This is a genomic window from Pseudomonas mendocina (assembly GCA_037482215.1).
In the GTDB taxonomy this organism is placed as follows: domain Bacteria; phylum Pseudomonadota; class Gammaproteobacteria; order Pseudomonadales; family Pseudomonadaceae; genus Aquipseudomonas; species Aquipseudomonas mendocina_E.
Genome location: CP148074.1, coordinates 3,672,375 through 3,697,243, shown reverse-complemented (window position 1 = coordinate 3,697,243; position 24,869 = coordinate 3,672,375). Strand labels below are relative to the sequence as shown.

Here is a 24,869-nt window from a genome sequence, read left to right as displayed (position 1 = left end):
ATGTCGCGTCCTTTTCGTCCCGCCAGTAAACCCCGCCCCGCATCGCGCCCAGCTGCGCCGCGGCGTGTCTCTAAAGCCGCACCGGTTGAGCCGCGCCTGTTGCTGCTGAACAAACCGTTCGATGTACTGACCCAGTTTAACGACGATCAGGGCCGGGCCACGCTCAAAGACTACGTGGATGTTCCGGGTGTCTATCCCGCTGGCCGTCTGGATCGCGACAGCGAAGGCCTGCTGTTATTAACCAACGACGGGCGCTTACAGGCGAAAATTGCTGATCCCAAACACAAACTGCCGAAAACTTATTGGGTGCAGGTTGAGGGGGAACCGAGCGAGGAGCAGTTAAAGCAATTGCGCGAAGGTGTGCAACTGAATGATGGTCCGACGTTGCCTGCCGAGGCGCGCCTGTTGGACGAGCCGCAGCTATGGCCGCGTAATCCACCGGTACGGTTTCGAAAAAGCATCCCCACAAGCTGGCTGGAGCTGGTCATTCGCGAAGGGCGTAACCGTCAGGTACGGCGCATGACCGCCGCTGTGGGCTTGCCGACGCTGCGCCTGGTCAGGGTGAGAATCGGGCCTTTCGCCCTGGATGGGCTGGAGCCGGGTCAGTGGCGGGAAGTGCCTGCCCGGCTTGATTAATCAGTAACCGGCTTTGATGACATTGATGCCCTTGTTCAGCACCTCGACCCAGGCCTGACGGATTTCAATGCTGTAATCCTTGTCGTGTTCGCTGATGGCGGCCAACAGCGCATCAATCCACAGGTCATACAGCTCAGGGCGTATGTCCAGTTTGAAGCGTGAGTGGGATTCGCCCAACGCCCGAAGTTTTGTATCTGGCATGCCGCGAGAGTACATAACGAGATTGAGAATGCCCTGACGCAGCAACAGCTTTTGCGCACTCATGTCGGTTGCGGTGAACTTGTCGCGAATCTGCGGGGACGATGCGAGAAAGTGGCGGTAGAAGCTGTCAAAAAAATCAGCACTTGCACAGCAGCGGCCATAGCTTTGCATGACACGATCAGTGGCTTTCATGGTCTCTCCAAAGCAAAACGAATTCCGGCCACCGTTTAGGCGGTCAGATTAAAAATTGGGACTACAGACGCGTGGGCTAGACGCCTTCCAGCCCTGCGATGACGAAGGTCTTGATCAGGAAACCGAGCACGCCCAGACCCAGCGCTAAAAATAGGATCATGGTGCCGAAGCGCCCCGCCTTGGACTTTTTAGCCAAGTCCCAGACGATAAAGGCCATAAACAGGACCAGACCGCCGATCAGTCCGGTCATCATCAGTTCTTCAAACAGCTCGGGTTCCATCGCAACCTCGTTTGCCAGTATTACGGGCTGTGTTGCCGAGAGAGGCAGAGGTGGCAGTTGCTGGAATAAGTAATGAGCCAGTAGCTCTTATGGGACCACACAAAGCACAGCAAAACAGCGGCGATTATACGCTCAGGAACGTAGTAATCGCGACGTTGATGACGAAAGCCAGCCAGAGTGGGCAGTTGCAGGCCTGTTATGGGCTTATTTCCTTTGTATAGCGGCTACTTAAGTGCGTAGGTGAGTGAGCGGTAATTGAGTGGACGACAGCACCTGTTGAAGCACGAAGCTTGAGCGAACGCTGGAAACACCTTCTATCCGGGTCAGTGTGCCCAGTAGCAGCTTTTGGTAATGGTCCATGTCCGGAACCACCACCTTGAGCTGGTAGTCGGCATCCATGCCGGTGATTAAGCTGCACTCCAGCACTTCCGGGCATTTACGGATTTCTTCTTGGAAGTGTTCGAAGCGTTCCGGCGTGTGGCGATCCATACCAATGAGCACATAAGCCGTCAGGCTCAGGCCCAGCCTTTTGCGATCAAGCAACGCAACCTGTTTGAGGATATAGCCGTCATCTTCAAGCTGTTTCACCCGGCGTGAACAGGGTGATGGTGATAGACCAATGCGCTCGGCTAACTCTTGGTTGGAGAGGGTCGCATCACGCTGCAATTCAGCAAGAATATTCAGGTCGTAGCGATCGAGTTTGTTCATATTCTTGTGCTCTATATTATTTATTGCGATAAATTTTATTTTATTGGTGATTAATTGTTGTGGCTAGCGCAATTTAAGCAATATTAGCAATCTTTTGCCTGGGCGGGAGGCGTAAGCTTTATCTCAGTTTCAAGGCCCGGACGATGCGTCCAGCCGTATCACCCAATCAGGTGAACGGTCGCCGCCGATCCCACCGGATCGTCACGGCACCCGGGTCCGCACTGCCCAATCAGGCAGGCGAAGAAAAGGTGTTATCTACGCCATAATGACGGACATGCAAAAAAGGGAGACCTTCACAGGTCTCCCTTTTTTGTGTCTGCAATTTAGCCGGCCAGCCCACTGAGTAGCAGTAACCACCACGCCAGGATCAGTACCTGAGCGAAGAATGCGGCAAAGCGCAGCCAGACAAATAGCGGGTGGGTGCTGAGCAGGTGCATCACAGATTGCACAATGCGGGCGGCCAACAGGCTGAAGGCTAGCGGGTCGGTCAATGCGGTTTGAGTCGTGGCAACGGCATAAAGCAATATGGAGGCTTGTAGCGGCAGGTTTTCTAGGCAATTGGCATGGGCGCGCACCAGTCGCTGTCCAAAGGCGCTCGGCGCATTACTGCCATCAGCCATGAAGGCATTAACGGCCATCTTGCCGCTCAGCACCCATAGACCTCGCTGACTCACCAGCAGGATGACCAACAGAAGGGACCAGCCAATCAGTCCTAGCAGAGCGGTAGCCGTTAAGGTCATGCTGTTGTTCCTTTTATTATTGTTTGGCGGTCAATCCAGCGAGTGTAGAGGGTGGTAGCAGTGCCATGCTAAAAACCTTTAATCCTGCGTTTTGACCACGCTGTGCGGATCGGCATGGCTCAGCACTTCGGCTCTTGGGAACTTGTCAGTGATGGCCTTTTCCACCTGTACACAAATGTCATGGGCCTGTACCAGCGGCAAGTCGTCCGGTAACTCCACGTGCAGCTGCACAAACCAGTGCGTGCCGGAAAGGCGGGTGCGCAGGTCGTGAATGCCAATCACACCGGGTACCGCGCAGGCTGCTTCTTGCATCTGGGCAGTGACATCTGTGGGCAGTTCCTGATCCATCAATACCGTAGCGGCCTCACGAACAATGGTCAGCGCGCTCCAAAATATGTACAGGGCAATACCTATGGCAAAGATCGCATCAACCTTCGGCCAGCCGTGGCTTGCCAGCCACAGCGCGAGCAGAATGCTGCTGTTGAGCAGTAAGTCTGAGCGGTAATGCAAAGAGTCGGCGCGAATGGCTGTGGAGCCGGTTTGTTTGACCACATAGCGCTGGAACATCAACAGCGCGAATGTCATCAGCAGAGACAGCAGCATCACGGCGATGCCCAGGCCTGAGGCAGTGACAGGCTCCGGATGCTGCAAACGATCCAGCGCATGGCTACCTACCAGTACGGCGCTGGCACCAATAAAGAGTGCTTGACCCAAACCGGCTAAAGCTTCGGCTTTGCCGTGGCCATAGCGATGGTCATCGTCAGCCGGGCGTAGGGCGTAATGGACCGCAATCAGATTGAGCAGTGAGGCGGCGCCATCCAGCAGAGAGTCGGTAAGGCCTGCCAGCAGACTCACCGAGCCACTTAACCACCACGCGACCCCTTTGGCCGCTACTAAGGTGAGGGCGGTGATCAGCGCTGCCAGTGTGGCTAGGCGCATCAGGCGAGCAGTGCTGGACGGTGCGTTCAAGGGCGTTACCTGTACGGTGATCTAGAGGGCAAGGTCGACAGGGATGCCGACCTTGTTCACCAACGATCAGCCTAGCGGGTTAATACCGTAGGCTGCCAGTTGTTCGACGCTACCGCTGTGCTGAATCAGGCGCGGATCGTCCAGAGGCAGATTGTGTCCGGTCTCGTTGAGGATAAGTGCTTTGAGGCCAGCCAGGTCAACATCGCCGTTGGCATCGACCAGTTTGTTCAATTGCTCAGGATCGACCTGAGAGACTTTGTGATCTGGCAGATAGATAGCGCCGGTGGCGAAGTCGACCCCAAAGGCGATCAGTCCGGGAATGACGTAAAACAATACGCCGATGGCGTTTAGCCCAACTATAAGAGGGTCAACCCGGCCTTCAATTTGGCCGCGTCGATCCGGGTAAAACAGGGTGCCACAGGCTGTAAGTTGAGTGACCAGTGTGGTGACGAGAAGGCCACCGACAACACGGGATCTGGTGCGCATTTAACATCTCCGAATCAAGAAGTGCGAACTATAACAATGCCATTCTGCTAGTGGCATTCTTTGCTAGTGCAAAAGCACTATCTGGACTGCGCGGAAGGCGACAGGTTTCATCGTTATAATCGTGCTCCTCGAATGGAGCCTGCATGAACTCTCTGCCAATTGATGTCCTCTTGCCTGAACTGCGTCAGGCCCTTGTACAGCGCGATGAAGTGGTGCTTGAAGCACCGCCGGGCGCTGGTAAGACCACCCGCGTTCCGCTCGCGCTGCTGGATCAGCCCTGGCTGGGCGGCCAGCGAATCATCATGCTCGAACCAAGGCGTCTGGCGGCACGGGCCGCAGCTGAACGGCTGGCCAGCGAGCTGGGCGAGAAGGTCGGGCAGACGGTGGGCTATCGCATTCGCCTGGAGAGCAAAGTTGGCCCGGACACTCGTATAGAGGTGGTGACTGAGGGCATTCTGGCGCGGCGTCTGCAAGATGACCCCGCGCTGGAGGGCGTGGGCCTGGTGATCTTCGATGAGTTTCATGAGCGCAGTCTGGACGCCGATTTGGCATTGGCCCTGTGTCTGAATGGTCGCGCCATGTTTCGCGATGCTGACTCGGGCGAGCCACCGCTCAAAGTGTTGCTGATGTCCGCAACCCTTGAGGGTGAGCGCTTGGCGGGCATGCTCAATGATGCGCCTGTGCTGCGCAGCGAAGGGCGCATGTTTCCGGTGGATATCCGCTGGGGGGCGCCGTGGCAGAGCGGAGAGTGGATTGAGCCGAAGGTCGTCCAGACTGTTCAGCAAGCGCTGGCGGATGAGCCGGGCAGCGTGCTGGTCTTTCTGCCTGGGCAGGCCGAGATTCGCCGGGTGAACGAACAGCTTGAGCAAGCGTTGCTCGGACGTGATGAGGTGATGGTGTGCCCGTTGCACGGCGAGCTGGATTTCAGTGCCCAGCGTGCGGCGATTGATCCGGCTCCGCCCGGTACACGCAAGGTGGTGCTGGCCACCAATATTGCCGAAACTAGCCTGACTATCGAAGGTGTGCGGGTAGTCGTGGATGCCGGGTTGGCGCGTGTGCCGCGCTTCGATCCGAACAGTGGAATGACACGCTTGGATACCCAGCGCATTTCCCGCGCTTCCGCCACTCAGCGTATGGGTCGTGCTGGTCGAATGGAGCCGGGTGTCTGCTATCGGTTGTGGTCGCAGACTCAGCACGAGCAGCTCAATGCATACGACTCAGCGGAAATTCTTCAGGCTGATCTCGCCGGATTAGCTCTGCAACTGGTGCGTTGGGGCGTGCAGCCGGCCGAGCTGGTCTGGCTCGATCCCCCGCCTGCTGCTGCATACGCACAGGCCTTGGAGCTGCTCAAGCGCCTTGGCGCAGTTGATCAACAGGGCGTGATTACCGCCCATGGGCAGGCCATGGCTGAACTGCCTGCCCATCCCCGTATCGCCCACTTGCTATTGCGTGGCCAGTCGCTGGGGTTGGGGGCGTTGGCGTGTGATCTGGCGGCTTTATTAAGTGAACGTGACATTCTTCGCGGCGCGGGTGCTGATCTACATACGCGGATTGCTGTGTTGAGTGGTGAGTCCCGTGCCGAAAGGGGCGCGCAGGGCGCCGTGCAGCGGGCGCGACAGCTATCCCGGCAGTTTCAGGGGCTGCTGAAAAATCGCCCTGTGGATAAACCTGTCAGTGATGTCGGCCATTCACGCTGGCTTGGCGCCTTACTGGCCTTTGCCTACCCCGACCGTGTTGCGCAGCAGCGACGCGAGGGAGGCGCGGAATACCGTTTGGCCAATGGCCGGGCTGCCCAGTTCGCAGAGGTGGATGGGCTGATGAAGCAGCGCTGGCTAGTGGTGGCAGATCTGGGCAGTCGCCAGGGGCAGCGGGAAGAGCGCATCTATCTGGCGGCTGAACTGGATCCAGGGCTGTTTGAGGATGTACTGGCAGAGCAGCTGAGTACGCTGGATGTGCTGGATTGGGATGAGCGCGAAGGTGTGCTGCGCGCAGAGCGCCAGCACAGAGTCGGTGAGCTGGTGTTGGCCCGTGAGGAGCTCAAGGGGCTGGATGAGCAAGCACGCAGCCAGGCGTTAGTGGGGCTAGTACGGCGTAAAGGGCTGGAGTTGCTGCCATGGACGCCCGAATTGCGCCAGTGGCAAGCCAGGGTCGCGCTGCTGCGTCAGCTGGACATGGACTGCAGCGGCGAAAGTCCGTGGCCCGATGTAAGCGACGCAACGTTGTTAGCGAGCTTAGAGGACTGGTTACAGCCTTACTTGGGCAAGGTTACCCGCCTGAGTCACTTTGCCAATCTCGATTTACCGGGGCTGTTGCTTAATCTGCTGCCCTGGCCGTTACCGCAAAAACTGGATGAGCTAGCGCCCCGCACGGTGCAGGTACCGTCCGGATCTCGCATTCAGATTGATTACTCCGAGCAGCCGCCGGTGTTGGCTGTACGTTTACAGGAGCTGTTTGGTTTGGCCGATACGCCGCGAATTGCTAACGGCCGGCAAGTGGTTAAGCTGCATCTGCTGTCACCGGCCCGTCGTCCGGTGCAGGTGACGCAGGATCTGGCCAGCTTTTGGGGCAATACCTATGCCGAGGTCAAAAAAGACCTGAAAGGGCGTTACCCGAAACACTACTGGCCGGATGATCCACTGATTGCTGAGCCGACAGCCAGGGCTAAACCACGCAAGTAGTCGGCTTAATGCAGGTTCAGTTCTACTCCTTCGGCGGTGAGCGCATCGTAGGCTTGATCCAGATCGTCCAACAGTGTTTCTGCATTCGGTGCCTTTTTAGAAATCACCAACTTGGACTGAATAAACTGCAATTGAATGTGCTTAAGGTCGGCAATATTCATGTTTTTCCGCTCAAGCTCAATGGGGGCTTTGTAGTCCAGCAGATAGTCGCCTCGCTTGTGCAGGAGCATGGCCAGTGCAGAGGCGTGGGAGTTTGTTTTAAGTTGCTGGATATTGAGCTGTGGGTCGTCAAGCCAGTGGCTGACGGGCGACCAGTAGGTGTAGCCGTTTAGCACGATCAGGCGCTTATCCTTGAGTCCTTCTGGAAGGTTGGGGCGTGCTGTTTCAGGGCGGAAGTAGAGGTTAAGCGGGACTTCACCCAGCATGCTGCGGCTTTCCAGCGTGAGATCTTTAAGATCTGCTTTGCCTGCAGCACCTGGCCAAATGTGAATCGTTCCATCGTGCAGGCCTTGATAGAGCCTAGCGTTGGGGTAGGAACGAAATTCCGCTTGGTATCCCGCGCGTTCAAGCAAGCGCACGGTAATCTCGATCAAGCTACCGCGAGGCAAGTTATCCGAGTCTGTATAGGTGTAAGGGGCAAACTCGTAATAGCCAACGTGCACCAATGGCTTTGATTGGCGAGTTTCATCGGCTTGAGCGTTGCAGATCAGCAAAGCTGCCAATGTGAGGCAGGTAATTAAGCGCATTTTGGACTGCTTAGTTATTGTCCACGACCCGTCGCGGACTTTTTGCTAAGAATGGCTAAGTGCTGCTTGAGTTGTCCAGCCTTGCTTGATGTTGGTGCTATTGATTGAGCCTTTACGCCGGTACCCGAGGCGCTCATACCTCAACTAACGCATTGTGTTTGCCCGTATGGCCTTAGCAGAGCTATGGTCTTGTAAGCGTTAGGCAGGGTCGACCAGAGCTCAGTGCGTGGTACCGGGGGGATGTGGCTATGTACCGTAAGGTCTTTGCAAGCAAGGTCTTCGATCGCAAGGTGGTCTTGATCACCGGTGGTTGCGCAGGGATTGGGCGCGCGCTGGCTGTGCGACTGGCTCAGTCCGGGGCGCGGCTAGTGATCTTCGATTTGCAACAGGCTGAGCTGGACAGTCTTGTTCAGCACCTGGCTGATCACCATAACGCTGAAGCGCTGGGGCTGGTCTGCGATGTGGCGGATGCTGATGCAGTGGCTCAGGCAATGGCTCTGGTTATTGAGCGTTTCGGTGGCATTGATGTACTGGTGAATAACGCCGGAGTGACTCATCGCAGCCGGTTTGCCGATACTGATCTGGCGGTCTTTGAACGTGTTATGGCGGTCAATTATGGCGGCGCATTGCATTGCACCAAGGCGGCATTGGACAGCCTGATTATCCGCAAGGGGCAGATTATTGTGCTCAGCTCCCTGTCCGGATTTGCTCCGCTGCTGTATCGCAGTGCCTATAACGCCAGCAAGCATGCCCTGCATGGTTTGTTCGAAACCCTGCGCTATGAGCTAAAAGGCTCTGGCGTCAATGTGATGCTGGTCTGCCCCGGATTCACCGCAACAGATTTACGTAAGAATGCTTTGGTTGGCGATGGTTCGGTTGCTGCTCAGCCGCCTCTAGCAATGGGCAAGGTGGCTTCGCCCAAAGATGTGGCTGAGGCGATCTACCTGGGCGCTTTGCGCAGGCGACGCCTGCTGGTGCTGTCCAATGTCGACTGGCGTGCACGTTTGCTGGCGCGCTTCTTCCCACGATTGTTCGAGCGGGTACTGCTACCGCGCCTGTCCGGCCTCAAAGGGAAGGCCGGACACTAGTTGCTCAGTTTTACTGGGCAGACGCTGGGGACTGGGCTCGGCGGAGCATGTACAAGCGGAATAACACGATACTGGAAAAGAGCTGCAAGAAGCGGCTGACACTGTCGAGCGCAATGCTTTTCAGGGCGTCATTTGCAAGCTCGGCACTGCTCTGGCTCCAAGCATCCATCAGCCATAGCGGCAGCATCACAATCAGGACGCAGCTCAAGGTTGGCCAGAAACATCCTGTGGTGAGTTTGAAACTCTCATGCAGGGCCTGCAACGGGGTATGCCGTTCAACCACGAGCAGATACTCGGCAAAGGCCAGTTTGACCATCAGCCAGAGGCCGGGGAGCACAAACAGTGAGGCGCCGAGCATAATCGCTGTAGTCGCTAGCCCTGTGAGTAAGGCGAAGCTTGGCCAGTAGCGCAGCCCAGCCGCGAGCAGATCTGCCACGCGTGGTTGCTGACCGTCGCTGCGGGCCTGCAAAAACAGGATCAATGGAACGCTGTACAGTGGGTAGATCACCAGGCTGATCGCCAGACGTGCCAGGGTAAGATTGTTGCCGCTCACCATGTTGGCTATTTGGTGGCTCAGGACGGCCTCAAGCACAATCAATGGCAGGCAGAGGAGGGCCAGACTGAATAGGTTGCGGCTGTAGAAGTACCAGCCGTCGCGCAGAATGGAGAACAGGTTCATGAATAATCGCAGGCAATAAAAACATTGTGCACTCTAGCCGATCACCAGCCTGTCTCCAATTGCTGTGAAACCTACACCGTTCGTTTGGGTGTATCTGTCATACTGGGTGCTTTGTTCAGGCGCGAGGAATGCCGGTGAAGAAGATTGCGGTATTCGCCGATGTACAGAACCTCTACTACACCGTCCGGCAGATATATGGCTGCCACTTCAACTATTCGGCCTTCTGGGCCCAGCTGAGCCAGCGCGGGCAGATCGTCGAGGCGTATGCCTACGCGATTGACCGGGGCGACCACAAACAACAGCAGTTTCAGCAGATCCTGCGCAACCTCGGTTTTACCGTAAAGCTTAAACCCTATATCCAACGTAGCGATGGTTCAGCCAAGGGCGATTGGGATGTGGGTATTACCATTGATGTGATGGATGCTGCACAGCGTGTGGACGAAGTTGTGCTGGCCTCCGGCGATGGTGATTTTGATCTGCTGCTGGAAAAAGTACGCTCCAGTTATGGCGTCGAAGCCGTGGCCTATGGTGTGCCGGGCTTGACGGCTCATTCGCTGGTTCGGGCTGCCAGCCTTTACGTACCGATTGAAGGCGAATTGCTGTTAAGGGGCTGAGGTTGATCACTGATTCCATCGCGGTACTGGATTTTGAAACCACCGGCATGTCTCCCGCCCAGCAGGCCCGTGCCACAGAAATAGCGGTGGTGATTGTCGAAGACGGCAAGATCGTTGATCGCTATCAAAGCCTGATGAACAGCGGTGCCTGGGTACCGCCTTTTATCGAGCAACTGACAGGTATCAGCAATGCCATGTTGCGTAAGGCACCACCTGCCGCTGAGGTGATGCAGGAGGTGGCTGACTTTGTCGGGGCGCGCCCGCTGATCGCGCACAATGCCAGCTTTGACCAGAAGTTCTGGGATGCTGAGCTGGCTTTGGTGCATCGCCGTCGCGAGCAAGCATTTGCCTGTTCGCTCTTGCTGGCGCGGCGACTGTTACCCCAAGCCCCCAGTCACAAACTCGGTGTTCTGAATAGCTGGATCGGACTGCCTGATACCGGTAAGGCGCACCGGGCCATGGCTGATGCGGAAATGGCGGCCAACCTGACCTGCTTTATGGCGATGCTATTGCGCGAGCGCCATGGCATTGCCGATATCTCCCATCGTTTGTTGTGTGATTTACAGCGAGTACCTGCGGCTAAAATGGCTCAGGCATTACAGACGATTCGTGAGCGCGTTTAAACGTGCTGTAAAACGATAACCAAGGCTGCCTGGCGGCCTTGGTTATCTGCTTGGGAGTTATGTGCTCGGACTTGATCATCGTTTGTCTAAACGTTGCTCTTGCCGGTGCAGCAGTTTCTGCGCATGGGCGATCTCGAGAGCTTCCATTGCGGTGACAGGTTTTATCGCCACGGCTTTTTTCAGGTGTTCCAGTGCACTCTCTTGCTGTTCATCGCCATACACGTAATGGAGTGCATTGGCGTACTCGTAATGGTTAACGGGTAGGACGTCATCCGGTTTGATGGCCAGCTTTAAGAATAGTTGTCCTTATGCTGAAACTGACGACGGTATTGATTGGGTGACAGTTCTGTATGGTGGCGGAACAGGCGCGCAAAGAAACTCGCGTCGTCATAGCCCACTTCATAGCTGATGGTCTTGATGCTTTTGCGGGTAGTACTGAGCAGTCCCTTGGCGGTTTCGATGCGCAAGCGCTGCAGGTAATGCAGTGGCTTGTCGCCGGTTGCGCTCTGGAAGCGGCGCATAAAGTTGCGGATGCTCATGCCATGATCGCGGGCTACATCTTCAAAACGAAACTTGTCCGCAAAGTGGTCTTCCAGCCACTGCTGAATTTGCAGAATGGTTGTGTCTTGATGCAGCTTTTGACCGCCAAATCCGATGCGTCCCGGAGAGTAGTTGCGCTGAACTTCATACAGAATGTCGCGGGCAACGCCCTGTGCGACACCTGCTCCACAGAAGCGCTCAATTAAGTAGATGTAAAGATCACAGGATGAGGTAACGCCACCGGTGCAGTAGAGGTTGTCTGCGTCGGACAGGTGTTTTTCCTGATTCAAGAGCACTTTGGGGAAGCGAGCCGCGAAGTCGCCAAAGAAGCGCCAGTAGGTGGTTGCTTCTTTGCCATCCAGCAGGCCGGCTTGTGCCATCCAAAATACCCCTGAGGCCTCGCCACAGATGGATGCGCCTGCCCCGTGGCGGTTTTTCAGCCACTCAAGGACATTGGGATAGCGCTGGAACAGCGCATCAACATCGTCCCAGAATGCAGGCAGAATAATTAGGTCGGCATCGTCCAGCTCCCCGTCAATTGGGATCATTACGCCGCTAAAACTACGCACAGGCTGGCCGTCGGGGCTGACCAGACGAATATCGAATGTAGGCGTAAGGCCTTTGCCTAATTGTTTACCGTAACGCAGGCTGGCCAGATGAAAGAAATCCTTGGCTTGCATCAGGGGCGATGCGAATACACCTTCAGTGGCCAAAATGCTCACTCGAGGCATTGATGTAGCTGACTTAATAGACATGGATATTGTTCTTATTTATTAAGGCTAAGTGGTCATGCGCTGGCTGGATCGTCTTATTTTTTGTCGCTTGTGTCCAGTGCTGCCGAGCATTTGCTTGGCTAAAGTCGATTCCATTCTAAACCGCCAGAACGTGTAGGTCGTACGATGATTCCAAGAACAATATTCAGCTCCGAACACGAACAGTTTCGCGACAGCGTCCGTAAATTTCTCGAGCAAGAAGCTGTGCCGCATCACCACCAGTGGGAGAAGGATGGACACATTGATCGTGAATTGTGGAGGAAGGCCGGCGAGGCTGGGATGCTCTGCTCCCACATCCCCGAAGAGTACGGTGGTATGTCGGCAGATTTTCTCTACAGCACGGTTGTTATTGAGGAGGTGGCACGGCTTGGTTTGACAGGGATTGGTTTCTCCCTGCACTCCGATATCGTGGCTCCTTACATCCTGCATTACGGTAGCGAGGCGCAGAAGCAGCACTACCTACCCAAGCTGGTTAGCGGTGAGATGGTTTCAGCTATCGCGATGACTGAGCCGGGTGCAGGGTCTGATCTGCAGGGCGTTAAAACCACTGCAGTTTTGGATGGTGACGAGTACGTCATCAATGGTTCCAAGACCTTTATCACCAATGGCTGGTTGGCTGATTTGGTCATTGTTGTGGCCAAGACCGACCCTAAAGCCGGTGCCAAGGGCACCAGTCTTTTCCTCGTAGAGGCTGGGACGCCGGGCTTTTCCAAAGGTAAGCGCCTGGAAAAGGTCGGCATGAAGGCACAGGACACTTCAGAGCTGTTCTTCCAAGATGTCCGCGTCCCCAAAGAAAACTTGCTCGGGCAAGCTGGGATGGGCTTTGCCTATCTGATGCAGGAGCTGCCGCAGGAGCGCCTGACCGTCGGTATCGGTGCAATCGCCTCTGCTGAGGCCGGGTTGAAATGGACGCTGGACTACACCCGTGAGCGCAAAGCGTTCGGTAAATCAGTGGCTGACTTCCAAAATACCCGTTTCAAATTGGCCGAAATCGCTACCGAAGTGCAGGTGGGGAGGGTGTTTGTAGATCGCTGCCTTGAATTGCACTTACAACGCAAACTCGATGTGCCAACTGCTGCAATGCTTAAGTACTGGGGAACCGATCTGCAATGCAAGGTGCTGGATGAATGCGTCCAGTTGCATGGCGGCTATGGCTATATGTGGGAGTACCCAATTGCCAGGGCTTGGGCTGATGCGCGGGTGCAGCGTATTTATGCAGGCACCAACGAGATCATGAAAGAGATCATTGCTCGCTCACTGTAATCATGAGTTGTTAACAGGCCCCGCTTATGCGGGGGCCTGTTATTTATGGATCAGGGGGCTGGGTTGGGCTGTGAGCGGTGAATGGCTTCAATACTTGCCAACACCTCGTCGCTGAGTTTCAGCTCACTGCTGGTCAGGTTACTTTCCAGTTGCTCCAGGCTGGTTGCACCAATGATATTGCTGGTCACGAAGGGTTGGGCGGTCACAAATGCCAAGGCCATCTGTGCCGGATCAAGGTTGTGCTCCCGTGCCAGCGCGACATAGCGCTCGCAGGCTGCCTCGGACTCAGGATTGGTGTAGCGGGTAAAGCGGCTGAACAGAGTAATCCGTCCATTCTCAGGGCGAGCGCCATTTGAATACTTGCCCGAAAGCATGCCGAAGGCGAGGGGAGAGTAGGCCAGTAAGCCGCACTGCTCGCGAATGGCTACCTCAGCCAGGCCTACTTCGAACGAGCGATTAAGCAGGTTGTAAGGGTTTTGAATCGAAGCGGCTCGTGGCCAGCCGAACTGCTCTGCCAATTGCAGAAACTTCATTGTGCCCCAAGGGGTCTCGTTAGACAGGCCGATATGACGAATTTTGCCCGCTTTAACTTGGTCATTGAGTACCTCAAGTACTTCTTCCAGAGGCGTGAATTCTGAGGGGGTGTGGCTGTAGCCTAACTGACCGAAGTAGTTGGTCGGGCGCTCTGGCCAATGCAGCTGGTAAAGATCGATCCAATCGGTTTTCAGGCGTTTAAGGCTGGCATCAAGCGCAGCAACGATGTGCTCGCGGTTGTGCTTAAGATTGCCGTCACGAATATGCGAAATCGAGTTGCCAGGCCCTGCCACTTTGCTGGCTAGGATCCAATCCGCACGATCACCGTGCTTTTGAAAGTACTCACCGATGATCTCTTCGGTCCGGCCATAGGTTTCAGGGCGCGGAGGGACCGGATACATCTCAGCAGTATCAATAAAGTTGATGCCGTAGGCTTTAGCCCGTTCAATCTGGGCGATCCCTTCACTGGGCGTGTTTTGCTGACCCCAGGTCATGGTGCCCAGGCACAGGCTGCTAACATTGATACCGGTGCGACCCAGCTGGCGGTAATCCATTACGTGGCTCCTTGGAACGGTTTGGATAATTGGGTTGCTATTCTCTGCATAATCTGCATAATTGCGCACCTCTTTCTGCAGTGGAAGTGATGCGCCGCCTGCCGAAGAATCTTGCCGAAAGACGGACGCGCTGACCCGAGCCCCCGATAGCGCCTGTTTTCGGCTGCCTTTGACCTTGTCAAAGTACGCACTTATCAGTAAGATCCGCCGTCTTATTTTATCTGGACGGCCCCTGAGGCTATAAAGAATGAAAACTTTTACTGCTAAACCGGAAACAGTTAAGCGCGACTGGTATGTCGTCGACGCTGCAGGTCAGACCCTGGGTCGTCTGGCTACCGAGATTGCAAGCCGTCTGCGTGGCAAGCACAAGCCTGAGTACACCCCTCACGTTGATACTGGCGACTACATCGTTGTCATCAACGCTGAGCAGGTTCGCGTTACTGGTGCAAAAACCTCCGACAAGATGTACTACTCCCACTCCGGTTTCCCGGGCGGCATCAAGTCCATCAGCTTTGAAAAGCTGATCGACAAAGCTCCTGAGCGCGTGATCGAGACCGCGGTTAAAGGCATGCTGCCGAAGAACCCGCTGGGTCGCGACATGTATCGTAAGCTGAAAGTCTATGCGGGTGCTGCTCATCCTCATACTGCTCAGCAGCCCCAAGAACTGAAGTTTTAACGGAATAGTTGATTATGTCGGCGACTCAAAATTACGGCACTGGCCGTCGCAAGACTGCAACCGCTCGCGTATTCCTGCGTGCTGGTACTGGCAAAATCTCCATCAACAATCGCTCTCTCGACAATTTCTTCGGTCGTGAAACTGCCCGCATGGTAGTTCGTCAGCCGCTGGAACTGGTTGAGATGACCGAGAAGTTCGATATCTACGTTACCGTTATCGGTGGCGGTGTAAGTGGTCAAGCTGGCGCAATCCGCCACGGTATCACTCGCGCTCTGATGGACTACGACGAAGGTCTGCGTCCTGCTCTGCGTAAAGCAGGCTACGTGACTCGCGACGCTCGTGAAGTTGAACGTAAGAAGGTTGGTCTGCGTAAAGCGCGTAAGCGTCCGCAGTACTCCAAGCGTTAATTCGCTACTGCGTTCGTCAAAACGCCCAGACTCCTTGTGGATCTGGGCGTTTTTTATGGGCGTAGAATGCTTGTGCGGCATCATGCCGCATACGTGCAGGGCCTGATTTGTAAGGGGTTGCGACTGTTCTGAGAGGGTAATTCCTTGTCAGTAGAGGGGCTTTTCTTTACCATTTGGCAAATTTTTTGCGCGAAATGATTTTTACCAAGTATAGGCCTGTGTACAGGCCATAAGAGCTGATGGGAGACGACTGAATGAGCAATGACGGCGTGAATGCAGGCCGGCGTCGCTTTCTGGTAGCGGCCACCTCCGTGGTGGGTGCTGCAGGAGCGGTGGGTGCCGCGGTCCCGTTCGTAGGGTCCTGGTTCCCGAGCGCCAAGGCTAAAGCTGCTGGGGCACCCGTTAAGGTGAACGTCAGCAAGGTTGAGCCAGGCCAGCAGATGGTTGCTGAGTGGCGTGGGCAACCGGTGTTTGTTGTGCGCCGTACCGAGGAAATCCTCGGTAATCTGGTGAAGATCGAAGGGCAGTTGGCGGACTTTGAATCCAAAGCTTCCGTTCAACCGACTTATGTCGATCCGAAAACCCGTTCGATCAAGCCGGAAATCCTGCTGCTCGTTGGTTTGTGTACTCACCTGGGTTGTGCGCCATCTTTCCGTCCGGAAGTGGCTCCTGCTGATCTGGGTGCCGATTGGGTTGGTGGCTATTTCTGCCCATGCCATGGTTCGCGTTATGACCTCGCAGGTCGTGTTTATAAGGCCCAGCCTGCGCCGTTGAACCTGCCAGTGCCGCCGCACATGTATGAGAGTGACGATGTAATCGTCATCGGTGTGGATCAGGAGCAAGCATGATGAGTAAATTCATGGAATGGGTTGATGCGCGCTTTCCCGCGACCAAAATGTGGGAAGACCATCTCTCCAAGTACTATGCCCCGAAGAACTTCAACTTCTTCTACTTCTTTGGTTCTCTGGCACTGCTCGTTCTGGTAAACCAGATCGTCACCGGTGTTTGGCTGACCATGAGCTTCACCCCTTCGGCTGAAGAAGCATTTGCTTCGGTCGAATACATCATGCGAGACGTTGAGTACGGTTGGATTCTGCGCTACATGCACTCCACCGGTGCTTCGGCATTCTTCGTTGTCGTATACCTGCACATGTTCCGCGGTCTGCTCTATGGCTCCTACCAGAAGCCGCGTGAGCTGGTGTGGATCTTCGGTATGCTGATCTATCTGATGCTGATGGCTGAAGCCTTCATGGGCTACCTGCTGCCATGGGGTCAGATGTCCTACTGGGGTGCTCAGGTAATTATTTCCCTGTTCGGTGCCATTCCAGTCATTGGTGATGACCTGACTCAGTGGATCCGTGGTGACTACCTGATCTCCGGCATTACCCTGAACCGCTTCTTTGCGTTGCACGTTGTTGCTCTGCCTATCGTGATTCTGGGTCTGGTTGTTCTGCACATCCTGGCTCTGCATGAAGTTGGCTCGAACAACCCAGACGGCATTGAGATCAAGAAGAACAAGGATGCGAACGGTATTCCGCTGGACGGCATTCCATTCCACCCGTACTACACCGTTAAAGACATCGTTGGCGTAGTGGTGTTCCTCTTTGTGTTCTGCTTCGTGATTTTCTTCTTCCCGGAAATGGGTGGTTATTTCCTCGAGAAGCCTAACTTCGAAGCGGCTAACCCGTTCAAAACGCCTGAGCACATCGCTCCGGTTTGGTACTTCACCCCGTTCTACGCAATCCTGCGCGCTGTTCCGGATAAGCTGCTGGGTGTAATTGCCATGGGTGCAGCAATTGCTGTCCTGTTCGTGTTGCCATGGCTGGATCGTAGCCCGGTTAAATCCATGCGCTACAAAGGCTGGCTGAGCAAGGTCTGGTTGCTGATCTTCTGTGTGTCTTTCGTGATTCTGGGTGTGTTGGGCGTTCTGGCGCCGACTCCGGGTCGTACGCTGCTGTCTCAGGTATGTACCTTCCTGTACTTCGCGTACTTCATCCTGATGCCGTTCTACACCAAAATCGAGAAGACCAAACCCGTTCCGGAAAGGGTGACTGGCTGATGAAAAAGCTATTTGCTGCATTTGTTATCGCTGCACTGCCAGCCTTTGCGATGGGTGCTGCTAGCACCTACCCGCTGGATAAGGTTGATATCGACCTGACCGATAAGGCAGCTATGCAAGATGGTGCTCGTACCTTTGCCAACTACTGCATGGGTTGCCACTCTGCGCAGTACCAGCGTTATGAGCGTGTTGCTGATGACCTGGGTATTCCGCACGAAATCATGCTCAAAAACATTGCGTTCACTGGTGCCAAAATCGGTGATCACATGAAGATCGGTATGCGTCCGAGTGATGCCAAGGTTTGGTTTGGTGCTGCGCCGCCCGATCTGACGCTGGTTGCCCGTGTACGTGGTACTGACTGGCTCTACACCTATCTGCGTACCTTCTATGAAGACCCAGCTCGCCCGCTGGGTGCTAACAACAAGGTGTTCCCGAACGTGGGTATGCCTAACGTGTTGGTCGGCCTGCAGGGTCGTCAGTACATCGGTTGTAAGCAGGTTCAGGTCGTAGAGGATGGCAAGAAGCAGTTTGATCCTCTGACTGGTACGCCGATTACTCATGAGGCGTGCGATCAGTTGACGGTCGAAGCGACTCCAGGCTCTCTGAGTACTGAGGAGTTTGACGAGAAGATCCAGAATCTGGTGACCTTCCTCGCTTACTCTGCTAACCCGGTTAAGCTGGAAAGCCAGCGTATCGGTACCTACGTTCTGCTGTATCTGGCGTTCTTCTTTGTGTTCGCCTATCTGCTCAAGCGTGAGTACTGGAAGGACGTTCATTAATCCTTCCTGATTCGTTGTCAAACTGCGCGCCCTTCGGGGCGCGCAGTTCATTCTGCTGTAAATATCCCTACAAGTGAGGAGGATCACCATGGCCGTGACCAACCGGTTGGCCTGTTACTCAGATCCCACCGATCATTATTCCCATCGTGTGCGTATCGTTTTGGCAGAAAAAGGCGTTGCCGCTGAAGTTATTAGCGTCGACAAGAACCGTTATCCTGCCAAGCTGTTAGAAGTTAATCCCTATGCCAGTCTGCCAACGCTAGTTGATCGTGATCTTGCGTTGTATGAGTCGACGGTGGTGATGGAGTATCTGGATGAGCGTTATCCACATCCACCACTACTGCCGGTATATCCTGTTGCACGCGGCAATAGCCGACTGCTGATTCATCGCATTCAGCGCGATTGGTGTGTCCTGGTGGATCAGATTCTTGATGCGCGGTCTAAAGATGCGGCGCGAGCGCAAGCGCGTAAGGAATTGCGTGAGAGTCTGACAGGTGTATCGCCGTTGTTTGCCGATAAGGCTTTTTTTCTGAGTGACGAAATGAGCCTTGTTGATTGCTGTTTGCTGCCTATTTTGTGGCGTTTGCCTGTTTTGGGTATTGAGCTACCGAGGCAGGCTAAGCCATTGCTGGATTATATGGAGCGCCAGTTTGCCCGTGAGGCATTTCAGGCAAGTCTTTCGCCTGCTGAGCGTGAAATGCGTTAACGCATGGAGGTCATGATGAAGTCGAGTCGTCCTTATCTGGTACGTGCTCTGTATGAGTGGATTGTCGACAATGACTGCACACCTCATTTATTGGTGAACTCTGACTTTGAAGGGGTCAGTGTTCCCGCTGGCTTTGCTAAAGATGGCCAGATTGTCCTGAATATTTCTCCGAACGCAGTCCGCCATCTGCATATGGATAATGAGGCAATCAGTTTTGAAGGGCGTTTTTCTGGCGTTCCTCAGAGTCTGTACATACCATCGGCAGCTGTTTTGGCGATTTATGCTCGAGAGAACGGGCAGGGCATGGTGTTTGATGCCGAGCCACCGGTTTTGGATGATGACGAAGATGATATTGATCCGCCGGATAATGAGCCGCCACGTCCGACGGGCCGGCCAAGTCTGAAAGTGGTCAAATAATAAAAAAGGCGATCTGATGATCGCCTTTTTTATTTGTAGCTGGCTTCAGTTGGTGTATTCAAACAGCTTCACTACTTTTTGCACGCCTGAAACGCTTTGTACGACTCGAACGGCTTGGTTGGCTTCTACCTGAGATACGAGGCCCAGTAGGTAGACAATGCCATTCTCTGTAACGACCTTGATGCGTGAGCCAGGGACGTTACTGTCGGCCAGCATTTGGGTTTTGATACGGCTGGTCAGCAATGAGTCATTGCTGCGTGCGAGCAGTGAGGTGGGGTTCATAACCTGGAGTTCGTTATGAACCTTGCGCACATTATTAACGCGGCTTGCGGCTTGCTCGGCAATGCCCTTGAGGTCGCTGCGTGGTGTCTGGCCTGCTAGGAGTACAACGCCGTTGTAGCTGGTGACAACGATGTGTGAGGTGGGGCTGGTCAGGTCCTTGTGAGCTTCTGAGACTCTGGAACTCACCTCGGGAGCGATAAATTGGTCGTCAATCTTATTGCCGATACTGCGGTTGCCGCAGCCTGCCAGTGCCAGGGTTAGGCTCAGTGCAGCAATGATCAGAGGTGAGCGGGTCATTCTTCACTCCCGAACAATTGGTTATCAATGAGGTCGCACAAGCAGTGAATCGCCAGCAGGTGGACTTCCTGAATGCGCGCGGTCACTTTTGCAGGGACGCGAATTTCAACGTCCTCTGGCAGCAGCAGGGAGGCCATGCCGCCGCCATCGCGTCCGGTAAGGGCAACGACAGTCATCTCACGGTCGTGTGCAGCCTGAATGGCTTGAATGACGTTGGCCGAGTTGCCGCTGGTTGAAATGGCCAGCAGTACATCGCCAGGTTGTCCCAAGGCGCGAATCTGCTTGGAGAACACTTCGTTGTAGCTGTAGTCATTGGCGATCGAGGTGATCGTTGAGCTGTCTGTGGTCAGCGCTATGGCGGGCAGGCTGGGGCGTTCACGCTCGAAGCGGTTAAGCAGTTCCGAGGAAAAATGCTGGGCATCGCCTGCGGAGCCGCCATTGCCACAGGAAAGGATCTTGCCCTCACTGAGCAGCGCCTGAACCATTACATTGCTGCCTTGCTCGATGTATGGGATGAGCACTTCCATGGCCTGCATTTTGGTTTCGATGCTGGCTTGGAAAAGTTGGCGGATACGGGCTTGCATGTCCATTGTGGATATAACCTTCAGTATGGCGTCTGTCAGGTATCAAAAGCGTTTTGAATCCAGTCCAGTCGCGCAGGGGTGTGGCTGTCAGCGTTGACGGCAATCACATCAAATCGGCATGGATGTTTAGCCCAGCGGGATTCTTGCAACAGAAACTGCTGGGCGGCTCTGCAGAGTTTCTCACGTTTTCGCGCGTCTACGCTCTCTGCTGCGCCACCCCATGCTCTATGGCGTCGATAGCGAACTTCAACAAATACTACTGTATCGGCGTGAAGCATGACCAGATCGAGTTCCCCGAGGCGGCAGCGCCAGTTTTGCGCCACTAAGCGCAGACCTTGCTGTTCTAAATGCTGCCTGGCCAGGGCCTCGGCAGCAGCGCCGCTTGCTCGGGTGTCGATCATGGGGTCAGTTGAGGCGCTCTGGCAGTGCCTGTACTTGTCCGTCACGGAACTCAGCCCATGGCAGTTGGCGCTCAATGCGCTGGCCTTGGCCCAGGCTGAGGTTGCCAGTCAGACCCTGTAGCTGGGTCTCAGGCAGTGCTTTAAGTTGGCCCAGGCGTGGTGCTAGGCGGTACGCATCGGCGCCCATCGCATACAGGCGGCCAAGGCTGCCGGTGGCTTGTGGCCATTGGCTGGCGGCTTGTTGGCGCAACGGGTCGTTTACGTTAAGCAGCCATGGGGTCTCGCAGAACTGAATGCCATTCATGTCCATGTACTGGGACTGGTTGTAGACGCCGCTGTACAGGTGTGAAGTGGCATATACGGGAACGTCACCAGCGTACTGAAAGGCTAGGGTAGGCTTGATTTGTTGGGCCTGCTGAGGGGTTGCAGCGAGGAAGATAAAGTCAATGTCGTTGCGCCGTGCAGGCGTGGCGGCCACGGTCTTGCCAAGGGTTTCTTGCAAGGCCTGACCACGGGCTTCGCTTTCCCGTAATTGGAACAGGTCGGCAATCTGGCGAGCCAGTTCTACCGGCTGATCTACGTGCTCAGCTGCAATCAGGGTGCCTCCTTTGGCCTCCCAGTCTTGGCGAAATGCGGCCAGAACTCGGTTGCCCCAGTCGCCACTCGGAACCAAAGCAACGGCACGGCGCATGCCGTCGGACCAAGCGCGGCGCGACACTTCGCGTGCTTCATCTTCAGCTGCGAGGCCAAACTGGAACAGTTGCGCTGGCCCTTCGTGGGCGTTCTCGCTGTAATTCAGTGCGAGGGTGGTAATAGGCAGTTGTTCGCGGCTGTTGAGCTGGCTGACGAGATTCTTCTCCAATGGGCCTACAACCAGTTGTACGCCATCTGCCTTGGCTTGGTTGTAGAAGTTATCCATCGAGCCGATGCGGGCGCTATCGTAGAGGCGGATTTCAGGCGGGTTCTGCCCGGCCTGTTGGGCTTGAAAATGAGCCGCCATAAAACCATCGCGCAGGGCGCGGGCTACGCTGGCCAATTGACCTTCCTGAGGAAGCAGCAATGCGATTTGGTTAATTTGCTGGGCTGAGATTTTTTTCAAATCAACCAACGCTTTAGGCAAATTGACTGCAGCTGGATGCTGTGGGTTGGCTGCGACCCAGCTGTTAATTGCAGCTTGTTGCAGCTCAAGTGTGCCACTGCTTTTAAAGCCTTTGGCTAATGACAGCCAGCCATCCAAGTCAGCGTCACCTGTCGGCTCTAGTTGCGCCAATGGCAGGCTGGAAACGAGTGCCCAAATAGTGTTGTGGTTATCGCTTGCCGCAGCGCCGTTAAGCAGAGGAGCGATAAAAACGCGTTCTTTAGCGGCTGCCAGGCTGCGTCCATCAGCCTGAAGAGCATTGGCGCGGGCTTGTTGGGTGCGAACTTGCTGCTCAACGGGGAGTTCGCCCAGGCGCTCGAGGCTAGGATGTGCGAGTGCTCGCAGTGCCGCTTGTGGTTTGTTGCGCTTTAGTTCCAGTTCAGCACGCAGGGTACTCGCGAAAATCTGTTGCGCAGGCTTGAGGCCGTCGAGCGAGACTTGGTCAAGGATGCTGTACGCGCGACTGAAATCATTTTGTTTGAATGCAGTGTCTGCAGCAGATAGTCGCAACGGGTTGGCTTGTTCAGCTGGGCTGTTTGCAGCTTGTTGCAGCAGTTGGTCAACGCTGGCCTGAGGTGTGCGCGGAAGCTCTCCCAGGCTGGATGATGGTGAGCTGGAGCAGGCAGCCAGCAGGCCTGCAAAGCAGAAAATGGAAAGTGGGCGCAGGCGTGCGATCATGTAAAGGTCCTGTTACTTGATCCTGTTGGATGTTTAATTGTACCCAACAGTGCGCTATCTCGCGATCTTGAGGCGGCGATATCGAGATACAATACCTTTTTAATTTCAGGGGCCTGGCTTGTGACTGTACCTGCGACCACTCATTCCACACCGGGTTGCCTTTATGTTGTGGCAACGCCGATCGGTAATCTGGATGACATAACGGCCAGGGCATTAGGTGTCTTGAAAAGCGTTGCACTGATTGCCGCCGAAGATACTCGGCATTCAGCCAAGTTGTTGCAGCACTTTGGTATTTCTACGCCGTCGGCGCCTTGTCATGAGCACAATGAGCGCGATCAGGGTGGTCGCTTTTTGGCGCGTCTGCTTGCGGGTGACGATGTGGCGCTTATCTCGGATGCTGGAACGCCGCTCATTTCTGATCCTGGCTATCATTTGGTGCGTCAGGCACGCGAAGCGGGTATTAGAGTGGTGCCAGTGCCTGGTGCCTGTGCCTTGATTGCGGCCTTGTCTTCGGCGGGTTTGCCTTCTGATCGATTTATCTTCGAAGGTTTTTTGCCAGCCAAGGCTGTGGGGCGCAGGGCGCGTCTCGAGCAGGTCAGGGAAGAGCCACGGACGCTCATCTTTTATGAAGCACCGCATCGGATCTTGGAATGCTTGCAGGATATGCGCGATGTATTTGGCGCTGAACGTCCGGCTTTATTAGCGCGTGAGCTGACCAAAACCTTTGAGACCCTGCAGGGGATGCCGTTGGCTGATCTTGCTAAATGGGTGGCGGCTGACGCCAATCAGCAGCGCGGCGAATGTGTAGTGTTGGTGGCAGGATGGCAGGCACCGGAAGGGGATGATGCCGTGAGTGCCGAGGCGATGCGGGTGCTGGATCTGTTGCTGGCAGAAATGCCGCTCAAGCGGGCAGCTGCGCTGGCTGCCGAGATCACAGGCGTGCGCAAAAACCTGCTCTATCAGGTTGCCTTAGAGCGCCAGAAGGACGGTTAAGCCTTGTTACAAGGGGCGCTAGTCGGTATTCTTGTGGGTGGAGAGTCGATCGGACAGTCGCTGCCGGGTTTCGTTCAACGAAATCTGGGGGAGGAAAGTCCGGGCTCCATAGGGCGGAGTGCCAGGTAATGCCTGGGGGGCGTGAGCCTACGGAAAGTGCCACAGAAAATAACCGCCTAAGCACTTCGGTGCCGGTAAGGGTGAAAAGGTGCGGTAAGAGCGCACCGCACGGCTGGCAACAGTCCGTGGCTAGGTAAACCCCACTCGGAGCAAGACCAAATAGGGTTCCATTGGCGTGGCCCGCGCTGGAACCGGGTAGGTTGCTAAAGACGTGCAGTGATGTACGTCGTAGAGGAATGGCTGTCCTCGACAGAACCCGGCTTATAGATCGACTCTCCTTCTCTTCTTACAAGTCCGTTTTAAATATCTAAAAATTCTTTCTCTTAAGAAACTACTTTAAGTTTGTGCTTAAGCCTTTTGTGCTGCCTGCGTTTTTATATTCCCCTTTTGTTTTTGCTTTCAGTTTTACCCCTCAAAAGTGACCTAAATCGCCGTTCTATAAGGACTTTTCCTGTCGAGCGTACCTTGACGGTGGGGCGCTTGCGTTCCTATAGTGTGCAGAAGTGGTAAGAAGTGGCGCAAAGTGGGTATTTGGGGCACGGATAGCTAACATAAAAGGGGATCGCGATCGTGTTTCGCGGAGCAAATGCCATCAGTCTCGACGCCAAAGGGCGACTCGCGATGCCAAGCCGGTATCGTGATCAGCTCGTTTCGCGTTGTGCTGGCCAGCTCATCGTGACCATTGATGCAATCGACCCATGCCTGTGTGTCTATACGCTTCCTGAGTGGGAGCTGATTGAAGCAAAGCTCCGCGAACTTGCCTCCTTCCGTGAAGAGAACCGCCGCCTCCAGCGTTTGCTGATTGGTAATGCCGTAGACATTGAGCTGGACGCTAGTGGTCGTTTCCTGGTGCCGCCTCGTTTGCGTGAGTACGCCAAGCTGGATAAGCGGGCGATGCTGGTGGGGCAAATCAATAAATTTCAACTGTGGGATGAAGACGCTTGGAATGCTGTGAATGAGGCCGATATGGCTGCCATCAAGCAACCTGGCGCTTTGTCTGATGACCTGCGGGATTTGATCCTGTGACT

29 protein-coding genes, 1 other RNA gene and 1 pseudogene are annotated in these 24,869 nt (G+C 55.1%); 16 read left to right on the top strand and 15 right to left on the bottom strand.

Annotation, left to right across the window (positions count from 1 at the left end; genetic code table 11):
* Positions 1-636 (top strand): pseudouridine synthase, encoded by a 636-nt coding sequence (locus WG219_17255; protein ID WXL25033.1) that lies wholly within the window; start codon positions 1-3, stop codon positions 634-636.
* On the opposite strand, the gene WG219_17250 is transcribed toward WG219_17255, so the two are convergent.
* The 6 genes from WG219_17250 to WG219_17225 form a co-directional block, all read right to left on the bottom strand.
* Positions 637-1,029: a globin gene (locus WG219_17250; GenBank protein WXL25032.1), complete on the bottom strand. Its 393-nt coding sequence runs from the start codon at positions 1,027-1,029 to the stop codon at positions 637-639. It abuts the gene before it with no gap.
* A gap of 76 nt (positions 1,030-1,105) precedes the next feature.
* Entirely contained in the window at positions 1,106-1,309 is a 204-nt protein-coding gene (locus tag WG219_17245; protein WXL25031.1) for a DUF2788 domain-containing protein, read from the bottom strand.
* Positions 1,310-1,537: 228 nt separating this feature from the next.
* Complete coding sequence (locus tag WG219_17240) at positions 1,538-2,047, bottom strand: Lrp/AsnC family transcriptional regulator (protein WXL28033.1); 510 nt, start codon at positions 2,045-2,047, stop codon at positions 1,538-1,540.
* Positions 2,048-2,340: 293 nt separating this feature from the next.
* Positions 2,341-2,757: an MAPEG family protein gene (locus tag WG219_17235; protein ID WXL25030.1), complete on the bottom strand. Its 417-nt coding sequence runs from the start codon at positions 2,755-2,757 to the stop codon at positions 2,341-2,343.
* A gap of 78 nt (positions 2,758-2,835) precedes the next feature.
* Complete coding sequence (locus WG219_17230; GenBank protein ID WXL28032.1) at positions 2,836-3,696, bottom strand: cation diffusion facilitator family transporter; 861 nt, start codon at positions 3,694-3,696, stop codon at positions 2,836-2,838.
* 96 nt (positions 3,697-3,792) lie between these two features.
* Positions 3,793-4,212 (bottom strand): polyribonucleotide nucleotidyltransferase, encoded by a 420-nt coding sequence (locus WG219_17225; GenBank protein WXL25029.1) that lies wholly within the window; start codon positions 4,210-4,212, stop codon positions 3,793-3,795.
* Positions 4,213-4,355: 143 nt separating this feature from the next.
* On the opposite strand from WG219_17225, the gene hrpB reads away from it, so the two are divergent.
* Positions 4,356-6,890 carry an ATP-dependent helicase HrpB gene (hrpB, locus tag WG219_17220; GenBank protein WXL25028.1) on the top strand — a complete coding sequence of 845 codons (2,535 nt, stop codon included), beginning with the start codon at positions 4,356-4,358 and terminating at the stop codon, positions 6,888-6,890.
* 5 nt (positions 6,891-6,895) lie between these two features.
* Here hrpB and WG219_17215 read toward each other — a convergent pair whose 3' ends face one another.
* Entirely contained in the window at positions 6,896-7,636 is a 741-nt protein-coding gene (locus WG219_17215; protein WXL25027.1) for a transporter substrate-binding domain-containing protein, read from the bottom strand.
* 248 nt (positions 7,637-7,884) lie between these two features.
* Here WG219_17215 and WG219_17210 point away from each other — a divergent pair, with 248 nt between their 5' ends.
* Positions 7,885-8,724, top strand: a complete 840-nt coding sequence (locus WG219_17210; protein ID WXL25026.1) for an SDR family oxidoreductase — start codon at positions 7,885-7,887, stop codon at positions 8,722-8,724.
* Between the two features lie 10 nt (positions 8,725-8,734).
* Here the strand turns inward: WG219_17210 and WG219_17205 are convergent, their stop codons facing one another.
* Positions 8,735-9,403 carry a YciC family protein gene (locus WG219_17205; protein WXL25025.1) on the bottom strand — a complete coding sequence of 223 codons (669 nt, stop codon included), beginning with the start codon at positions 9,401-9,403 and terminating at the stop codon, positions 8,735-8,737.
* 128 nt (positions 9,404-9,531) lie between these two features.
* Here WG219_17205 and WG219_17200 point away from each other — a divergent pair, with 128 nt between their 5' ends.
* Both WG219_17200 and WG219_17195 read left to right on the top strand, forming a co-directional pair.
* Positions 9,532-10,017 carry an NYN domain-containing protein gene (locus WG219_17200; GenBank protein ID WXL25024.1) on the top strand — a complete coding sequence of 162 codons (486 nt, stop codon included), beginning with the start codon at positions 9,532-9,534 and terminating at the stop codon, positions 10,015-10,017.
* A gap of 47 nt (positions 10,018-10,064) precedes the next feature.
* Positions 10,065-10,640, top strand: a complete 576-nt coding sequence (locus WG219_17195) for a 3'-5' exonuclease (GenBank protein ID WXL28031.1) — start codon at positions 10,065-10,067, stop codon at positions 10,638-10,640.
* A gap of 75 nt (positions 10,641-10,715) precedes the next feature.
* On the opposite strand, the pseudogene WG219_17190 reads toward WG219_17195, so the two are convergent.
* Together WG219_17190 and WG219_17185 are read right to left on the bottom strand one after the other, a co-directional pair.
* Positions 10,716-10,919, bottom strand: a pseudogene (locus tag WG219_17190) (hypothetical protein).
* 11 nt (positions 10,920-10,930) lie between these two features.
* A complete protein-coding gene (locus WG219_17185) occupies positions 10,931-11,836 on the bottom strand; it encodes a GlxA family transcriptional regulator (GenBank protein ID WXL28030.1) in 906 nt (301 codons plus the stop codon).
* 243 nt (positions 11,837-12,079) lie between these two features.
* Between WG219_17185 and WG219_17180 the strand changes: the two genes are divergently transcribed.
* Positions 12,080-13,216: an acyl-CoA dehydrogenase family protein gene (locus WG219_17180; protein ID WXL25023.1), complete on the top strand. Its 1,137-nt coding sequence runs from the start codon at positions 12,080-12,082 to the stop codon at positions 13,214-13,216.
* A 50-nt stretch (positions 13,217-13,266) separates the two neighbouring features.
* Here the strand turns inward: WG219_17180 and WG219_17175 are convergent, their stop codons facing one another.
* The gene (locus tag WG219_17175) at positions 13,267-14,304 is read right to left on the bottom strand and encodes an NADP(H)-dependent aldo-keto reductase (GenBank protein ID WXL25022.1); all 1,038 of its coding nucleotides are present in this window, start codon (positions 14,302-14,304) and stop codon (positions 13,267-13,269) included.
* A gap of 247 nt (positions 14,305-14,551) precedes the next feature.
* On the opposite strand from WG219_17175, the gene rplM reads away from it, so the two are divergent.
* The 7 genes from rplM (at position 14,552) to WG219_17140 (ending at position 19,348) form a co-directional block, all read left to right on the top strand.
* Positions 14,552-14,980 carry a 50S ribosomal protein L13 gene (gene rplM, locus WG219_17170; protein WXL25021.1) on the top strand — a complete coding sequence of 143 codons (429 nt, stop codon included), beginning with the start codon at positions 14,552-14,554 and terminating at the stop codon, positions 14,978-14,980.
* Between the two features lie 14 nt (positions 14,981-14,994).
* The gene (rpsI, locus tag WG219_17165; GenBank protein WXL25020.1) at positions 14,995-15,387 is read left to right on the top strand and encodes a 30S ribosomal protein S9; all 393 of its coding nucleotides are present in this window, start codon (positions 14,995-14,997) and stop codon (positions 15,385-15,387) included.
* 254 nt (positions 15,388-15,641) lie between these two features.
* The gene (gene petA, locus WG219_17160) at positions 15,642-16,235 is read left to right on the top strand and encodes a ubiquinol-cytochrome c reductase iron-sulfur subunit (protein WXL25019.1); all 594 of its coding nucleotides are present in this window, start codon (positions 15,642-15,644) and stop codon (positions 16,233-16,235) included.
* Positions 16,235-17,446 carry a cytochrome bc complex cytochrome b subunit gene (locus WG219_17155; protein WXL28029.1) on the top strand — a complete coding sequence of 404 codons (1,212 nt, stop codon included), beginning with the start codon at positions 16,235-16,237 and terminating at the stop codon, positions 17,444-17,446. The genes petA and WG219_17155 overlap by 1 nt, the downstream gene beginning before the upstream one ends.
* Positions 17,446-18,225 (top strand): cytochrome c1, encoded by a 780-nt coding sequence (locus WG219_17150; protein ID WXL25018.1) that lies wholly within the window; start codon positions 17,446-17,448, stop codon positions 18,223-18,225. Before WG219_17155 ends, WG219_17150 begins: the two co-directional genes overlap by 1 nt.
* Positions 18,226-18,313: 88 nt before the next feature.
* Complete coding sequence (locus WG219_17145) at positions 18,314-18,931, top strand: glutathione S-transferase N-terminal domain-containing protein (GenBank protein WXL25017.1); 618 nt, start codon at positions 18,314-18,316, stop codon at positions 18,929-18,931.
* A 15-nt stretch (positions 18,932-18,946) separates the two neighbouring features.
* Complete coding sequence (locus WG219_17140) at positions 18,947-19,348, top strand: ClpXP protease specificity-enhancing factor (GenBank protein ID WXL25016.1); 402 nt, start codon at positions 18,947-18,949, stop codon at positions 19,346-19,348.
* A 45-nt stretch (positions 19,349-19,393) separates the two neighbouring features.
* Here the strand turns inward: WG219_17140 and WG219_17135 are convergent, their stop codons facing one another.
* Genes WG219_17135 through WG219_17120 form a run of 4 tightly spaced genes read right to left on the bottom strand, consistent with a single transcriptional unit; the run spans position 19,394 to position 22,728 of the window.
* Positions 19,394-19,927, bottom strand: coding sequence for a BON domain-containing protein (locus WG219_17135; protein WXL25015.1), 534 nt, complete (start codon positions 19,925-19,927; stop codon positions 19,394-19,396).
* Positions 19,924-20,517 (bottom strand): phosphoheptose isomerase, encoded by a 594-nt coding sequence (locus WG219_17130; GenBank protein ID WXL25014.1) that lies wholly within the window; start codon positions 20,515-20,517, stop codon positions 19,924-19,926. The genes WG219_17135 and WG219_17130 overlap by 4 nt, the downstream gene beginning before the upstream one ends.
* A gap of 29 nt (positions 20,518-20,546) precedes the next feature.
* The gene (locus tag WG219_17125; protein WXL25013.1) at positions 20,547-20,912 is read right to left on the bottom strand and encodes a YraN family protein; all 366 of its coding nucleotides are present in this window, start codon (positions 20,910-20,912) and stop codon (positions 20,547-20,549) included.
* A gap of 4 nt (positions 20,913-20,916) precedes the next feature.
* Positions 20,917-22,728, bottom strand: a complete 1,812-nt coding sequence (locus WG219_17120) for a penicillin-binding protein activator (protein ID WXL25012.1) — start codon at positions 22,726-22,728, stop codon at positions 20,917-20,919.
* Between the two features lie 120 nt (positions 22,729-22,848).
* Here WG219_17120 and rsmI point away from each other — a divergent pair, with 120 nt between their 5' ends.
* From rsmI to mraZ, 3 genes are all read left to right on the top strand, one after another.
* Positions 22,849-23,721, top strand: a complete 873-nt coding sequence (rsmI, locus tag WG219_17115) for a 16S rRNA (cytidine(1402)-2'-O)-methyltransferase (protein WXL25011.1) — start codon at positions 22,849-22,851, stop codon at positions 23,719-23,721.
* A gap of 41 nt (positions 23,722-23,762) precedes the next feature.
* Positions 23,763-24,121: RNase P RNA component class A (gene rnpB / locus WG219_17110), an RNA gene on the top strand.
* Positions 24,122-24,411: 290 nt separating this feature from the next.
* Positions 24,412-24,867, top strand: a complete 456-nt coding sequence (gene mraZ / locus WG219_17105) for a division/cell wall cluster transcriptional repressor MraZ (protein ID WXL25010.1) — start codon at positions 24,412-24,414, stop codon at positions 24,865-24,867.
* Positions 24,868-24,869: the final 2 nt, after the last annotated feature.

Coding starts and splice junctions, on each gene's coding strand:
- WG219_17120 (WXL25012.1), bottom strand. CDS start 22,728: ATGATCGCACGCCTGCGCCCACTTTCCATTTTCTGCTTTGCAGGCCTG.
- WG219_17225 (WXL25029.1), bottom strand. CDS start 4,212: ATGCGCACCAGATCCCGTGTTGTCGGTGGCCTTCTCGTCACCACACTG.
- WG219_17155 (WXL28029.1), top strand. CDS start 16,235: ATGAGTAAATTCATGGAATGGGTTGATGCGCGCTTTCCCGCGACCAAA.
- WG219_17180 (WXL25023.1), top strand. CDS start 12,080: ATGATTCCAAGAACAATATTCAGCTCCGAACACGAACAGTTTCGCGAC.
- WG219_17235 (WXL25030.1), bottom strand. CDS start 2,757: ATGACCTTAACGGCTACCGCTCTGCTAGGACTGATTGGCTGGTCCCTT.
- WG219_17210 (WXL25026.1), top strand. CDS start 7,885: ATGTACCGTAAGGTCTTTGCAAGCAAGGTCTTCGATCGCAAGGTGGTC.
- WG219_17135 (WXL25015.1), bottom strand. CDS start 19,927: ATGACCCGCTCACCTCTGATCATTGCTGCACTGAGCCTAACCCTGGCA.
- WG219_17245 (WXL25031.1), bottom strand. CDS start 1,309: ATGGAACCCGAGCTGTTTGAAGAACTGATGATGACCGGACTGATCGGC.
- WG219_17230 (WXL28032.1), bottom strand. CDS start 3,696: ATGCGCCTAGCCACACTGGCAGCGCTGATCACCGCCCTCACCTTAGTA.
- WG219_17200 (WXL25024.1), top strand. CDS start 9,532: ATGCCGGTGAAGAAGATTGCGGTATTCGCCGATGTACAGAACCTCTAC.
- WG219_17215 (WXL25027.1), bottom strand. CDS start 7,636: ATGCGCTTAATTACCTGCCTCACATTGGCAGCTTTGCTGATCTGCAAC.
- rplM (WXL25021.1), top strand. CDS start 14,552: ATGAAAACTTTTACTGCTAAACCGGAAACAGTTAAGCGCGACTGGTAT.
- WG219_17150 (WXL25018.1), top strand. CDS start 17,446: ATGAAAAAGCTATTTGCTGCATTTGTTATCGCTGCACTGCCAGCCTTT.
- WG219_17205 (WXL25025.1), bottom strand. CDS start 9,403: ATGAACCTGTTCTCCATTCTGCGCGACGGCTGGTACTTCTACAGCCGC.
- WG219_17145 (WXL25017.1), top strand. CDS start 18,314: ATGGCCGTGACCAACCGGTTGGCCTGTTACTCAGATCCCACCGATCAT.
- WG219_17130 (WXL25014.1), bottom strand. CDS start 20,517: ATGGACATGCAAGCCCGTATCCGCCAACTTTTCCAAGCCAGCATCGAA.
- petA (WXL25019.1), top strand. CDS start 15,642: ATGAGCAATGACGGCGTGAATGCAGGCCGGCGTCGCTTTCTGGTAGCG.
- rpsI (WXL25020.1), top strand. CDS start 14,995: ATGTCGGCGACTCAAAATTACGGCACTGGCCGTCGCAAGACTGCAACC.
- WG219_17250 (WXL25032.1), bottom strand. CDS start 1,029: ATGAAAGCCACTGATCGTGTCATGCAAAGCTATGGCCGCTGCTGTGCA.
- WG219_17125 (WXL25013.1), bottom strand. CDS start 20,912: ATGATCGACACCCGAGCAAGCGGCGCTGCTGCCGAGGCCCTGGCCAGG.
- hrpB (WXL25028.1), top strand. CDS start 4,356: ATGAACTCTCTGCCAATTGATGTCCTCTTGCCTGAACTGCGTCAGGCC.
- WG219_17140 (WXL25016.1), top strand. CDS start 18,947: ATGAAGTCGAGTCGTCCTTATCTGGTACGTGCTCTGTATGAGTGGATT.
- WG219_17255 (WXL25033.1), top strand. CDS start 1: ATGTCGCGTCCTTTTCGTCCCGCCAGTAAACCCCGCCCCGCATCGCGC.
- WG219_17175 (WXL25022.1), bottom strand. CDS start 14,304: ATGGATTACCGCCAGCTGGGTCGCACCGGTATCAATGTTAGCAGCCTG.
- WG219_17195 (WXL28031.1), top strand. CDS start 10,065: ATGTCTCCCGCCCAGCAGGCCCGTGCCACAGAAATAGCGGTGGTGATT.